The organism is Streptomyces sp. NPDC002324 (assembly GCF_053593335.1).
Genome location: NZ_JBSFCF010000009.1, coordinates 57960 through 70489, shown reverse-complemented (window position 1 = coordinate 70489; position 12530 = coordinate 57960). Strand labels below are relative to the sequence as shown.

Below are 12530 nucleotides of genomic sequence, written 5' to 3'. Positions count from 1 at the left end.
GTAGCGGAAAGGGGCTGCGCCAAGCTGGTGCGTGCCGTGATGTGCCGGGTGCGGGCGGCGCGGCGGGACGCGGGGATGGTGACCTCCGAGTACGCGGTCGGGATCATCGCTGCGGTGGCCTTCGCCGCGGTGCTCTACAAGGTCGTGACCAGCGGGCAGGTCCAGGAGGAACTGCAGCAGATCGTCGGGCGGGCCCTCAATGGCGGCGCGTGAGCGGCGTGGACCCAGGCGGCGCGGATCGCGGCGTCGAGGCGGGGCGCTGGGCGGCGACGGCGGGTTCGTGACGGCCGAGGCGGCCATGGTCCTGCCGGGGATGCTGCTGGTCGCGACGGCGCTCGTGTGGGGACTGTTCGCCGCCTGCGCGCAGATCCAGGTCGTGGACGCCGCTCGGGCCGGTGCCCGGGCGGCAGCCCGGCAGGACCCGTCGGCCACGGTCGTGGCGACGGCCCGGAACACGGCGCCGGACGGGGCGGAGGTGACCGTGAGCAGAAAGGGCGACCTCGTGCGTGTCGTCGTCTCGGCCCCGGCGCCGGGGCCGGACGGACTGGGCCTCGACCTGAGCCACGCGGCCGTGGCCCTGGCGGAGGAGACGGTGGGGGCAGCCATGACGGAGGGGGTGAGGGCCGAGTGAGCGCGGCCTTGTGGCCCCTGTGCTCCGGCCTGCGGCCGCGAGCAGCCAGGTCGGCCCGCTCGGCGCACTCGGCCCGCTCGGCGCACTCGGCCCGCTCGGCGCACTCGGCCCGCTCCGCGCACTCGGTCCTCGAAGCACTCGCGCAGCCCCAACTCAACCCGGCCAGGTCGGACAGGGGCTCCGCGACCGTCTGGGCCGTCGGTGCGATCGTCGCGCTGTGCGCCCTGTTCGGCGGCGTACTCGTCCTGGGGCAGGCCGTCGTGATCCGGCATCAGGCTGCCGCGGCGGCGGACCTCGCGGCGCTGGCGGCCGCCGACCACTGGATGAAGGGCGGTGCGGGGGCCTGTGCGACGGCGGAACGGGTGGTGCGGGCTCAGGGCGGCAGACTCGTGCGCTGCGAGGTCGAGGGAGAGATCTCGGAGGTCACGGCGGCTGCGGACATAGGACCACTCACCGCCGAGGTCAGGGCGAGGGCGGGCCCACCCGGCTCACCCGGCTCACCCGGCTCACCCGGCTCACCCGGCTCACCCGGCTCACCCGGCTCACCCGGCTCACCCGGCCCACCCGCCCCGGGATAGGGGCTGGAGAGCCGCTGAGGAGCCGTACAGATTCGCCGCGAGGCGCGCGGGGAACGGTGCGATCAGCGCCCGGTACCCGCCCGCTGCCCGCGCGGTCGCCCGACGTGCCCCGGTCCCTCAAGGCGCCCGGTCTTCCGGTGGAGCGTCGGGTGCTGCGCGGAGCAGTTCGGTCAGCAGCCGTACGGCGCCCCGTTTGTGCAACGGGTCGTTGCCGTTGCCGCACTTGGGGGACTGGATGCAGGACGGGCAGCCGGCGTCGCACTCGCAGGAGGCGATGGCCTGGCGGGTGGCGGTGAGCCAGGCGCGCGCGGTGTGGAAGGCGCGCTCGGCGAAGCCCGCGCCGCCCGGGTGGCCGTCGTAGACGAAGACGGTCGGGAGCAGGGTGTCCGGGTGGAGCGGGACCGAGACGCCGCCGATGTCCCAGCGGTCGCAGGTCGCGAACAGGGGCAGCATGCCGATCGAGGCGTGTTCGGCGGCGTGCAGGGCGCCGCCGAGGATCTCGGGATCGATCCGGGCCGCGTCCAGCTGGTCCTCGGTGACGGTCCACCAGACCGCCCGGGTGCGCAGCGTACGGGGAGGGAGGTCGAGTTTGGACTCGCCGAGCACCTCGCCGGTGATGAGGCGGCGACGGAGGAAGGAGACGACCTGGTTGGTGACTTCGACGGAGCCGAAGCACAACCGGCCGTCACCCCAGGGGATTTCGGTGTCGGTCTCCAGGACGGAGATGGAGGTGGTGTCGCGGGCGACGGTCGAATAGGGCGGGTCGGCCTGCTGGACGAGGGCGACGGAGTCGTCCAGGTCCAGTTCGCGCACCAGGTAGGTGCGGCCCTGGTGGAGGTGGACCGCGCCCTCGTGGACGGTGGTGTGGGCGGCGCCCGCGTCGACCGTGCCGAGGAGCCGGCCCGTGCCGGTCTCGACGATCTGGACGGGGCGGCCGCCCTGGCCCCGGATGTCGGTCAGGTCGGCGGCCCGCTCGCGGCGGGTCCAGTGCCAGGCCTTCGCGCGGCGGCGGAGCAGCTTCGCGGCCTCCAGCTGCGGCAGCAGTTCCTCGCAGGCGGGTCCGAACAGGGGGAGGTCCTCGTCGGTGAGGGGCAGCTCCGCGGCGGCGGCGCAGAGATGGGGGGCGAGTACGTACGGGTTGTCGGGGTCGAGGACCGTCGATTCCACCGGTTGGTCGAACAGGGCCTCGGGATGGTGGACCAGGAAGGTGTCCAGGGGGTCGTCGCGGGCGACGAGGACGGCGAGGGCGCCCTGGCCGGAGCGTCCGGCGCGGCCGGCCTGTTGCCAGAGGGAGGCGCGGGTGCCCGGGTAGCCGGCGATGAGGACGGCGTCCAGGCCGGAGATGTCGATGCCGAGTTCCAGGGCGGTGGTGGCGGCGAGGCCGAGGAGTTCGCCGGAGTGAAGGGCGCGTTCGAGGGCGCGGCGCTCCTCGGGGAGGTAACCGCCGCGGTAGGCGGCGACGCGCCGGGCGAGGGAGCGGTCGACCTCCGCGAGGCGCTCCTGGGCGATCACCGAGATCAGCTCCGCGCCCCGCCGGGAGCGTACGAACGCGACCGAGCGCACGCCCTGCACGACCAGGTCGGTCAGCAGGTCCGCCGTCTCCGCGGTCGCCGTGCGCCGTACCGGCGCGCCCTTCTCACCGTGGAGTTCGGTGAGCGGGGGCTCCCAGAGGGCGAACACCAGTTCACCGCGGGGCGAGGCGTCGTCCGCGACCTCGGTGACCGGGACACCGGTGAGGCGGCGGGCGGCGACCGAGGGTTCGGCGGCGGTGGCGGAGGCCAGCAGGAAGACGGGTTCGGCGCCGTAGCGGGCGCACAGGCGACGCAGGCGGCGCAGGACGTGGGCGACGTGGGAGCCGAAGACGCCGCGGTAGGTGTGGCACTCGTCGATGACCACGTACTTGAGAGCGCGCAGGAAGGAGGACCAGCGGGGGTGGGAGGGGAGGATGCCGCGGTGCAGCATGTCGGGGTTGGTGAGGACGTAGTTGGCGTACTGGCGCACCCATTCGCGTTCCTCGACGGGAGTGTCGCCGTCGTACACGGCCGGGCGTACGGCGTTTCCCAGAGGTTGTGAAAATTCCTTCACAGAACGTCGCTGATCGGCCGCGAGAGCCTTGGTGGGGGCCAGGTAGAGCGCGGTCGCCCCACGCCCGTTGGGGGCTTCGGAGCCCTCCAGGAGGCGCGAGAGGACCGGGACGAGGTAGGCGAGCGACTTGCCGGAGGCGGTGCCGGTGGCGACGACGACCGACTCGCCGTCCAGCGCGTGCTCGGCGACGCGTGCCTGGTGGGCCCAGGGATGTTCGATTCCCGCGGCCTGCACGGCGGCGAGCACTTCCGGTCGGATCCGGTCGGGCCAGACTGCATGGCGGCCCGCACGTGGGGGCACATGCTCCGTATGAGTGATGCGCGAAGCCCGGCTCGGCCCCGAGGCGAGCCGGTCCAGGACCGTGCCCGGCGAGGGGCTGGAAGCGGTGTCCGTCGGGGATCGATCGGATCGGTGATTCTTGGCCATCGGCATCGAGTGTGTCACCGGCGTGACGGACAATGGAGCCAAGGCGTCGTGCACGCCTGCCGGTAAGTGATTGAATGCCATCGCGGCTGGCGAACCGTCCCGGGGGCTTTCAAGCCGAGGTGTCCCGAGGGGCGAACGCTCGATAGCAAGGTGCTGGAGGATCCGTGGACCTGTCCCTGTCGACCCGTACTGTCGGCGATCGTACGGTCGTCGAGGTCGGTGGCGAAATCGACGTTTATACCGCGCCCAAGCTGCGTGAGCAGCTGGTCGAGCTGGTCAACGACGGGAGTTTCCACCTCGTCGTCGACATGGAGGGCGTCGACTTCCTCGACTCCACCGGGCTCGGCGTGCTGGTGGGCGGCCTGAAGCGCGTACGGGCCCATGAGGGCTCGCTGCGCCTGGTGTGCAACCAGGAGCGGATTTTGAAGATCTTCCGCATCACCGGTCTGACCAAGGTGTTCCCGATTCACACCTCGGTCGACGAAGCGGTGGCGGCCACCGACTGATCGCGCCCGCCCGGGCCCAGTGCCCGGAACGGCAAGAGACAAGTGAGGGGGACCGGGCCCATGGGCCCGGCCCTCCGACCGCACGCCCGTAGTTCCGAGGGGGATGCATGGCCACCGTTGAACTCCGCTTCAGCGCGCTGCCCGAGCACGTCCGGACCGCCCGACTGGTGGCGGCAGCGGTGGCGCGCAGGGCCGGAGTGGACGAGGCCGTCCTCGACGAGGTCAGGCTGGCCGTCGGCGAGGCGTGCACCCGTGCCGTCGGACTGCATCAGAGCAGCGGTATCTCGGCGCCGGTGCAGGTGTCGCTGATCGAGGAGGAGAAGCAGTTCTCCATCGAGGTCGGCGACGAGGCGCCGCACGCCGTGCCCGGTGACAAGTCGTCGGGCGCCGGTGGTGACGTGGACGCCGACATCGAGGAGGACGACATGGGCCTCGCGGTGATCAGCGGCCTCGTCGACGACGTCGAGGTCTCGGCCGGGGAGCACGGCGGACTGATCCGCATGACCTGGCCGACGACACTGTCGGTCGCCGTCCTGCCCTGACAGTCCGGTCTTCTCAACTTCAAGTAGTACCGCGAAGGGCCCTGCTGAGCAGGGCCCTTCGCGTTTTTCCGGCATTTATTTCGATCACCTATTCCGATCAGCGCCCATCGGAACAGCGGAATTCGTGAAGGAATTCACGATCTATCACGTGATAATTGATCAAGTGTCAATGCCTTTGAGGCGTTACTTCTTTCGAGTAACGTGGTCGCGCGCGGATCATTTGCTGGTGGGCATGTGAAGGCCAATTCCGCTTGCCGCGCACTGTTTTGATCAGGATCTCCTCCCTACAATCCGTCCACATCTTGAGCTCAGCCCAAGCGTCAAGGAGGACGAATGGCGGGGCTTTCTACCCCTCAAAGGTTTGACCAGTCCACGGAGTTCGCAGCCGCGGTACTGACCGACGACAACCGGATCATCGTCATGGTGATCGGCTTCGTGGCGCTGGCCGCGCTCGCCGTCGCCGGGGTCCTGGTGCGCCAGGTGCTCGCGGCGGGCGAGGGCACCGACAGCATGAAGAAGATCGCGACGGCGATCCAGGAAGGCGCGAACGCCTATCTGGCGCGGCAGATGCGCACGCTCGGCGTATTCGCCGTCGTCGTGTTCTTCCTGCTCATGCTGCTGCCCGCGGACGACTGGAATCAGCGCGCCGGCCGATCGGTCTTCTTCTTGATCGGCGCGGCGTTCTCGGCGGCCACCGGCTATATCGGTATGTGGCTCGCCGTGCGCAGCAATGTGCGCGTCGCCGCGGCGGCCCGGGAAGCGACACCGGCGGAAGGTGAGCCGGAAAAGGATCTCACCGCCGTCTCGCACAAGGCGATGAAGATCGCATTTCGCACCGGCGGCGTCGTCGGCATGTTCACGGTGGGGCTCGGGCTCCTCGGTGCGTCCTGCGTGGTCCTCGTGTACGCGGCCGACGCGCCGAAGGTGCTGGAGGGCTTCGGCCTCGGGGCCGCGCTCATCGCCATGTTCATGCGGGTCGGCGGCGGCATCTTCACCAAGGCCGCCGACGTCGGCGCCGACCTGGTCGGCAAGGTCGAGCAGGGCATTCCGGAGGACGACCCGCGCAATGCCGCGACCATCGCCGACAACGTGGGCGACAACGTCGGCGACTGCGCGGGCATGGCGGCCGACCTCTTCGAGTCGTACGCCGTGACGCTCGTCGCCGCGCTGATCCTCGGCAAGGCCGCGTTCGGCGACTCCGGGCTCGCGTTCCCGCTGATCGTGCCCGCGATCGGCGTGCTCACCGCGATGATCGGCATCTTCGCGGTGGCACCCCGCCGCGCCGACCGCAGCGGAATGTCCGCCATCAACCGCGGCTTCTTCATCTCCGCGGTGATCTCGCTGGTGCTCGTCGCCGTGGCCGTCTACGCCTACCTGCCGTCGTCGTACGCCGACCTCGAAGGCGTCACGGACACGGCGATCGCGGGCCACGACGGCGACCCACGGGTCCTCGCGGTCCTCGCGGTGGCCATCGGCATCGTGCTGGCCGCGCTGATCCAGCAGCTGACCGGCTACTTCACCGAGACCACCCGGCGTCCCGTGAAGGACATCGGCAAGAGTTCGCTGACCGGCGCGGCCACCGTCGTCCTCGCCGGTATCTCCATCGGACTCGAATCGGCCGTCTACACCGCGCTGTTGATCGGACTCGGCGTCTACGGGGCGTTCCTGCTCGGCGGTACGTCGATCATGCTCGCGCTGTTCGCGGTGGCGCTGGCCGGCACCGGCCTGCTCACCACGGTCGGCGTCATCGTCGCCATGGACACCTTCGGGCCGGTCTCCGACAACGCGCAGGGCATCGCCGAGATGTCCGGCGACGTCGAGGGCGCGGGCGCGCAGGTGCTCACCGACCTGGACGCCGTCGGGAACACCACCAAGGCCATCACCAAGGGCATCGCCATCGCCACGGCCGTCCTCGCGGCCGCCGCGCTCTTCGGCTCGTACCGCGACGCGATCCTCACGGCCGCGAACGACGTCGGCGAGAAGGTCTCCGGCGAAGGCGCGCCCATGAACCTGATGATGGACATCTCGCAGCCCAACAACCTCGTCGGGCTCATCGCGGGCGCCGCGGTCGTCTTCCTCTTCTCGGGGCTGGCGATCAACGCGGTCTCGCGGTCGGCGGGCGCGGTGGTCTACGAGGTGCGGCGGCAGTTCCGCGAGCACCCCGGGATCATGGACTACAGCGAGAAGCCCGAGTACGGCCGGGTCGTCGACATCTGCACCAAGGACGCCCTGCGGGAGCTGGCCACGCCCGGTCTGCTCGCCGTGATGGCGCCGATCGCGATCGGGTTCACGCTCGGGGTCGGCGCGCTCGGCGCGTATCTCGCGGGCGCGATCGGTACGGGGACGCTGATGGCGGTGTTCCTCGCCAACTCCGGTGGCGCGTGGGACAACGCCAAGAAGCTCGTGGAGGACGGTCATCACGGCGGCAAGGGCAGCGAGGCCCATGCCGCGACCGTCATCGGTGACACGGTGGGCGACCCGTTCAAGGACACGGCGGGACCGGCCATCAACCCGCTGCTGAAGGTGATGAACCTCGTCGCGCTGCTCATCGCGCCCGCGGTCGTCCAGTTCAGCTATGGCGAGGACAAGAGCGTCGCGCTGCGCGTCGCCATCGCGGTGGCCTCGATCGCCGTGATCGTCGGGGCGGTGTACGTGTCCAAGCGGCGCGGCATCGCCGTGGGTGACGAAGGCAACGCCGATCGGGTGGCCAAGTCGGCGGATCCAGCGGTGGTTTCGTAGACGGCCTTAGACCGGGTTCGGGCCGGGTCCTGGACCGGGCCCGCGAGAGCCCAGCTCAAGGGGCGGGCGGACGGCGCGTGTTGACGCGCCGTCCGCCCGCTTCCGTGTGGGCCGGCCGTTCTCCGTGAGCCTTCTCTCTCTTGGTGCAAATGGTTGGAAAAGGGTGCACCGGGGGTGCTCGGCACACAGGTGCCGCCCATACGGCGTGTATGTTCCGGGGCCGAGAGCCATGGAAGGGACCAATCCGGTGAACAAGAAGCTCGCTGCCGCACTGTCCGGCGGTGCGGTACTGGTACTGGCGCTGTCCGGCTGCAGCAGCGACGACAAGACGAACGACAAGCTGAACTCCTGGGCCAAGCAGGTCTGTGACTCCGTGCAGCCGCAGATCAAGAAGATCGCGGCGGCCAACGCCTCGATCCAGAAGGAGACCTCGGACGACAGCGCTCCGGCGGACGTGCAGAAGGCCGACTCGCAGGGCTTCCAGGACATCTCCGACGCGTACAAGGCGATGGCCACGGCCATTCAGCGGGCCGGGGCGCCCGGTGTGGAGGAAGGCGAGAAGAAGCAGAAGGCCGCGGTCGCCGAGCTGAACCAGTTGTCGACGGCCTACGGCGAGCTGAAGAAGAAGTCGGACGCGCTGAACACGAAGGACCAGGCGAAGTTCGCGGACGGCCTCGAAGGTGTCGCCACCGAGCTGGAGAAGCTGAGCAAGACCGGGAGCGACGCCCTGAAGGAGCTGGAGAAGGGCGAGGTGGGTCAGGCGATGGCCGACCAGCAGAGCTGCAAGTCCGCCACCGCCTCCGGGGTGGTGTCCGCGCCCGCTTCCGGGAGCTGAGGCCGAGCGGGGTTCCGCACCGCCGCGGGTGGCCGGGCCCGGGCCGAAGGGACGCCCGGGGCGGCACGGTCGTCCGCGGCCGGGCGGGGGCGCGGTGCGCGACTACGCTGGGCGGTGTGAGTGACTCCAGGCTGTCTTCGCTGCCCTCCGCCGACCGGTCCGATGTCGCTGTGCGGCTTCGTCAGGCGCTGATCGGTGCCGACTTCACCGCCGACGGGCTTCTCGAACTGCTCGGTGCGTCCGCGTACGCGGCCCTGGCGCGCAGCGAGGTCGTGCCGGCGCTCAGGGCGACGCGGGGGGACACGGCGCTGGAGGCGCTCGTACGGCTGTTCCTGTTGCAACAGGCGGTCCCCCGCGCGCGCGTGGACGGTGTGCTGCCCGTCGACGCGTGCGTCGAGAGCGGCTGGCTCGTCCGCGCCGGCGAGGACGAGGACGAGATCGCGGCCGCCGTCGACGTACGGCCGTACGGCGGGCCCGACGGCGAGGACTGGTTCATCGTGTCCGACCTGGGGTGCGCGGTCGGCGGGGCCGGCGGGATCGGAAGCCGGGACGAGGGTGTGGTGCTGGGGGTCGGCGGTGCGTCCACGACCCTGGCCGGGATCACCGTGCGGACGGCCGTCGGCTCCGCGCTCGACCTCGGGACCGGCTCCGGCATCCAGGCACTGCATGCCGCGCGGCACGCCACGCGCGTGACCGCGACCGACCTCAACCCGCGCGCGCTGCACATCACGGCGCTCACGCTGGCGCTCTCCGGGGCCCCGGAAGCCGATCTGCGCCAGGGCTCGCTCTTCGAACCGGTCCGGGCCGACGAGACGTACGACCTCATCGTGTCCAATCCGCCGTTCGTGATCTCGCCCGGCGCCCGGCTGACCTACCGCGACGGCGGGATGGGCGGGGACGATCTGTGCCGCACGCTCGTTTCGCAGGCGGGGGAGCGGCTCAACGAGGGCGGGTACGCACAGTTCCTCGCCAACTGGCAGCACGTGGAGGGGGAGGACTGGCAGGAGCGGCTGAGGTCGTGGGTGCCGCGCGGGTGCGACGCGTGGATCGTGCAGCGGGAGGTCCAGGACGTCACGCAGTACGCGGAGCTGTGGCTGCGGGACGCGGGTGACCACCGCGCTGACGCGGCCGAGTACCGGGCGCGGTACGACGCCTGGCTCGACGAGTTCGAGTCGCGCAAGGTCAAGGGCGTCGGCTTCGGATGGATCTCTCTGCGGAAGACGGCGGCTGCGGACCCGGAGCCCTCGATCACCGTCGAGGAGTGGCCGCATCCGGTCGAACAGCCGCTCGGCGAGACCGTGCGGCAGCACTTCGCGCGCGTCGACTACCTGCGGTCCAACGACGACGCGGCACTCCTCGCCGCACACTTCCGGCTGACCGCCGAGATCGTCCAGGAGCAGGTCGGGCTGCCCGGCGCCGAGGATCCCGAGCATGTGGTGCTGCGTCAGAACCGGGGTATGCGCCGGGCCACGAAGGTGGACACGGTCGGCGCGGGATTCGCCGGTGTGTGCGACGGGACGCTCAGCGCGGGACGGATCCTGGACGCCATCGCCCAGCTCGTCGGCGAGGAGGCGGTGGCGCTGCGCGACCGGACGCCGGGCCAGATCCGGCTGCTCGTCGAACAGGGGTTCCTCGAACCGGTCCGGTGAGGGTCGAGGAGCCTTCACACGGCTGTCGCACCGCCCTCGCGCGCCCGGTGACCATTTCCGGACCGTCCGGTGACCGTACTGGCGCCCCGCGCGATGCCACTTCCCGTGACGCGTGAGGCGTATGGGAACGCCTGGGCCCCGTGTGCTGCTTGTGCCTGGATTGATACGTAAAAGGGCTCCTGTCAGTGGTGCGTGCGAAGCTATTTTCAAGAGACGGATTCGACGTGTCCTCGGGGGAGGCACGCACTGTCTCTGGGGGATCGGGGGGTCGCGATGGCGCGGGACACGCCGGAGCAGGGCCAGGGCAGGATCATCAACAACCGGTACCGGCTGCTGCGCACCCTGGGCGCGGGCGGCATGGGCCGGGTCTGGCTCGCGTACGACGAGGAGTTGGCCTGCGAGGTCTCCATGAAGGAGATCTCCCTGCCCGACGTCCCGCGCGACGCGACCGAGTCCGCCCAGCGCATCGCCCGGGCCCGCAGCGAGGCCCGGCACGCCGCGCGGCTGCGCGGACACCCGCATGTGGCGACGGTCCACGACGTGGTGCTGCACGAGGGCCTGCCGTGGATCGTCATGGAGTACGTGCCGGACGCGATCGACCTCCAGGCCGTCGTACGGCAGCGGGGGCCGCTCTCGCCCGCGCAGGTCGCCCGGATCGGGCTCGCCGTTCTCGACGCCCTCACGGCGGGGCACCGGATCGGCATCCTGCACCGCGATGTGAAACCGGCCAACATCCTGTTGGCCGCCGACGCCTCGGGCGACCTCTACGCACGCGTGCTGCTCACCGACTACGGCATCGCCCTCCAGCCGGAGTCCCACGAACCCCGGCTCACCGCGACCGCCGGCATCCTCGGCACCCCCGGCTACCTGGCGCCGGAGCGCGCGCGGGGCGAGCCGCCCACGCCGGCCGCCGACCTGTTCTCGCTCGGCGCCACGCTGTACGCGGCGGTCGAGGGCCGCGGCCCCTTCGACCGGCACGGCGAGTACGCGACGCTCACTGCCCTGCTCGGGGAGGAGCCGACGCCGCCCGTCCGCGCCGGTGAACTGGCCTCCGTCCTGCACGGACTGCTCATCAAGGACCCGGTGCGCCGGCTCTCGCCGGAGGCGGCGGCACGCGGACTGGAGCGGGTGACCTCCGGAGCGGGCGGCGGACCGACTCCGCCGGGCTGGGGAGCCGCCCCCGCGCCGGCGCCCGGTTCCTTCGGACCGGCTCCCGGCACTCCCGGCACACCGGGTACGCCCGGCGGTCCCGGAACCGCCGGAGCGCCCCCGGGGTACGTGGCGAGCGCGCCGCCCGGGTACGTGGCCGCCGGGCAGCACGGCCTCGGCGGCACCCCGAACACACCGGGCGCGCCTCACACGCCGTACACCCCGCACACGCCCGGCGCGCCTCACACGCCGTACGCACCGCACACCCCCGGCGCGTCACCCGCCGCGCCGAACACCCCGAACACCCCGGCGGGCGGCCCGGCACCGTACGACCCCTGGCAGCGGGGCCAGCAGCCGCGGAGTCCCTACGACAGCTACAACCCGTACGGGGGCGGCCGACCCGCCCCGTACGGCGGCGGGGCGCCGCCGCCGGGAAGCGCGGGATTCCCGACCATGACGGCCGGGGGGCCACCGCCCGGTGGGCCGCGACGGAAGACACCCGCGGCGGCGATCGTCGGGATCGTGGTCGCCGTGCTGCTGGTGGCGGGCGGCGGAACCTGGGCCGCGGTGACCTTCCAGGGCGACCCGGACCCCAAGCCGTCCGACACCTCGCAGGCGGGCGGGCCGCAGCCCGGCTCGGAGTACCCCTACGGGGAGCGGGCGGCCCTCAAGAAGCCGCTGGAGGTGGGGGACTGCGTCAAGGCGGTCTGGACGGGCGCGGCGTTCACGTCGGTGCCCGACCTCGGCGTGGTCGACTGCGGCGAGGACTGGCCGGACGGCCAGGTCGTGGCGGTGGAACGGGCGTCGGACCACGCCGACGCGAAGGCCGACGGCGCGCGGCGCTGCGCAGTCCAGGCGGACGCGATCGCCGAGGCGCTGCCTGACGCGGGGGTCTACGCGCTCGTCCCCACGAAGGAGGGCTTCACCACGGCCAAGGGCGGTACGGCATGCCTCGTCCTCGGCAAGCACGTCCCGATAGGCGGCGAAGTGGGCCGGCTTCGTGACGTGGGCATGAACCTGTGGCCCACGCAGATGGCCGTCGGGGACTGCTGGGACTACACCACCCGGGAGGACAAGGGCTACGACGCCCCGCTGACCGACTGTGCCGAAGCGCACACCGACCAGGTCGTCGGATCGGTCCAGGCGCCCGCCAACATGACCTTCGACGGCGCCCTCGCCGAGGGCGGAAAGCTCTGCACCAACAGGTTCGAGTCGAGTTGGGCGCCCGGCGCTGACCTGATCGTGTCGGGATGGGTCTCCGACAAGGACGAATGGAAGAAGGGCTTCAGCAAGGTGGTGTGCACGGTGCGCAACGCCGACGTGTCGAGGACGACCGGGAAGATACGCACGCCCGGCTCGGTCTGAGGGCACGGTACGCCTCGCGTTCACC

Annotated in this window: 10 protein-coding genes; 9 read left to right on the top strand and 1 reads right to left on the bottom strand. The window is 71.4% G+C overall.

What is annotated here, in order from left to right:
- The first annotated feature begins 39 nt into the window (after positions 1-39).
- From ACWCRJ_RS14800 to ACWCRJ_RS14790, 3 genes are read left to right on the top strand one after another with little or no spacing between them, the layout of a single operon-like run.
- Complete coding sequence (locus tag ACWCRJ_RS14800; RefSeq protein ID WP_199845522.1) at positions 40-213, top strand: DUF4244 domain-containing protein; 174 nt, start codon at positions 40-42, stop codon at positions 211-213.
- A complete protein-coding gene (locus tag ACWCRJ_RS14795; protein ID WP_450939647.1) occupies positions 200-631 on the top strand; it encodes a TadE family type IV pilus minor pilin in 432 nt (143 codons plus the stop codon). Before ACWCRJ_RS14800 ends, ACWCRJ_RS14795 begins: the two co-directional genes overlap by 14 nt.
- Positions 628-1209 carry an Rv3654c family TadE-like protein gene (locus ACWCRJ_RS14790; protein ID WP_450939646.1) on the top strand — a complete coding sequence of 194 codons (582 nt, stop codon included), beginning with the start codon at positions 628-630 and terminating at the stop codon, positions 1207-1209. Before ACWCRJ_RS14795 ends, ACWCRJ_RS14790 begins: the two co-directional genes overlap by 4 nt.
- Positions 1210-1326: 117 nt before the next feature.
- On the opposite strand, the gene ACWCRJ_RS14785 is transcribed toward ACWCRJ_RS14790, so the two are convergent.
- Entirely contained in the window at positions 1327-3801 is a 2475-nt protein-coding gene (locus tag ACWCRJ_RS14785; protein WP_450939645.1) for a DEAD/DEAH box helicase, read from the bottom strand.
- Between the two features lie 83 nt (positions 3802-3884).
- Here ACWCRJ_RS14785 and bldG point away from each other — a divergent pair, with 83 nt between their 5' ends.
- From bldG to ACWCRJ_RS14755, 6 genes are all read left to right on the top strand, one after another.
- The gene (bldG, locus tag ACWCRJ_RS14780; protein WP_005475923.1) at positions 3885-4226 is read left to right on the top strand and encodes an anti-sigma factor antagonist BldG; all 342 of its coding nucleotides are present in this window, start codon (positions 3885-3887) and stop codon (positions 4224-4226) included.
- A 107-nt stretch (positions 4227-4333) separates the two neighbouring features.
- Positions 4334-4768, top strand: a complete 435-nt coding sequence (locus ACWCRJ_RS14775; RefSeq protein WP_046916533.1) for an ATP-binding protein — start codon at positions 4334-4336, stop codon at positions 4766-4768.
- A 333-nt stretch (positions 4769-5101) separates the two neighbouring features.
- A complete protein-coding gene (locus ACWCRJ_RS14770) occupies positions 5102-7507 on the top strand; it encodes a sodium-translocating pyrophosphatase (RefSeq protein ID WP_450939644.1) in 2406 nt (801 codons plus the stop codon).
- Between the two features lie 229 nt (positions 7508-7736).
- Positions 7737-8342 carry a small secreted protein gene (locus tag ACWCRJ_RS14765; RefSeq protein WP_450939643.1) on the top strand — a complete coding sequence of 202 codons (606 nt, stop codon included), beginning with the start codon at positions 7737-7739 and terminating at the stop codon, positions 8340-8342.
- Positions 8343-8458: 116 nt separating this feature from the next.
- On the top strand, positions 8459-9991 hold the full coding sequence (locus ACWCRJ_RS14760) for a DUF7059 domain-containing protein (RefSeq protein ID WP_450939642.1): 1533 nt from the start codon (positions 8459-8461) through the stop codon (positions 9989-9991).
- Between the two features lie 273 nt (positions 9992-10264).
- On the top strand, positions 10265-12505 hold the full coding sequence (locus ACWCRJ_RS14755) for a protein kinase domain-containing protein (RefSeq protein WP_450939641.1): 2241 nt from the start codon (positions 10265-10267) through the stop codon (positions 12503-12505).
- Positions 12506-12530 lie beyond the last annotated feature (25 nt).

Bases quoted from the DNA above. Each gene is read 5' to 3' on its own strand.
- ACWCRJ_RS14800 (WP_199845522.1), top strand. From the start codon at position 40: ATGTGCCGGGTGCGGGCGGCGCGGCGGGACGCGGGGATGGTGACCTCC.
- ACWCRJ_RS14795 (WP_450939647.1), top strand. From the start codon at position 200: ATGGCGGCGCGTGAGCGGCGTGGACCCAGGCGGCGCGGATCGCGGCGT.
- ACWCRJ_RS14785 (WP_450939645.1), bottom strand. From the start codon at position 3,801: ATGGCATTCAATCACTTACCGGCAGGCGTGCACGACGCCTTGGCTCCA.
- ACWCRJ_RS14775 (WP_046916533.1), top strand. From the start codon at position 4,334: ATGGCCACCGTTGAACTCCGCTTCAGCGCGCTGCCCGAGCACGTCCGG.
- ACWCRJ_RS14770 (WP_450939644.1), top strand. From the start codon at position 5,102: ATGGCGGGGCTTTCTACCCCTCAAAGGTTTGACCAGTCCACGGAGTTC.
- ACWCRJ_RS14765 (WP_450939643.1), top strand. From the start codon at position 7,737: ATGGAAGGGACCAATCCGGTGAACAAGAAGCTCGCTGCCGCACTGTCC.
- ACWCRJ_RS14755 (WP_450939641.1), top strand. From the start codon at position 10,265: ATGGCGCGGGACACGCCGGAGCAGGGCCAGGGCAGGATCATCAACAAC.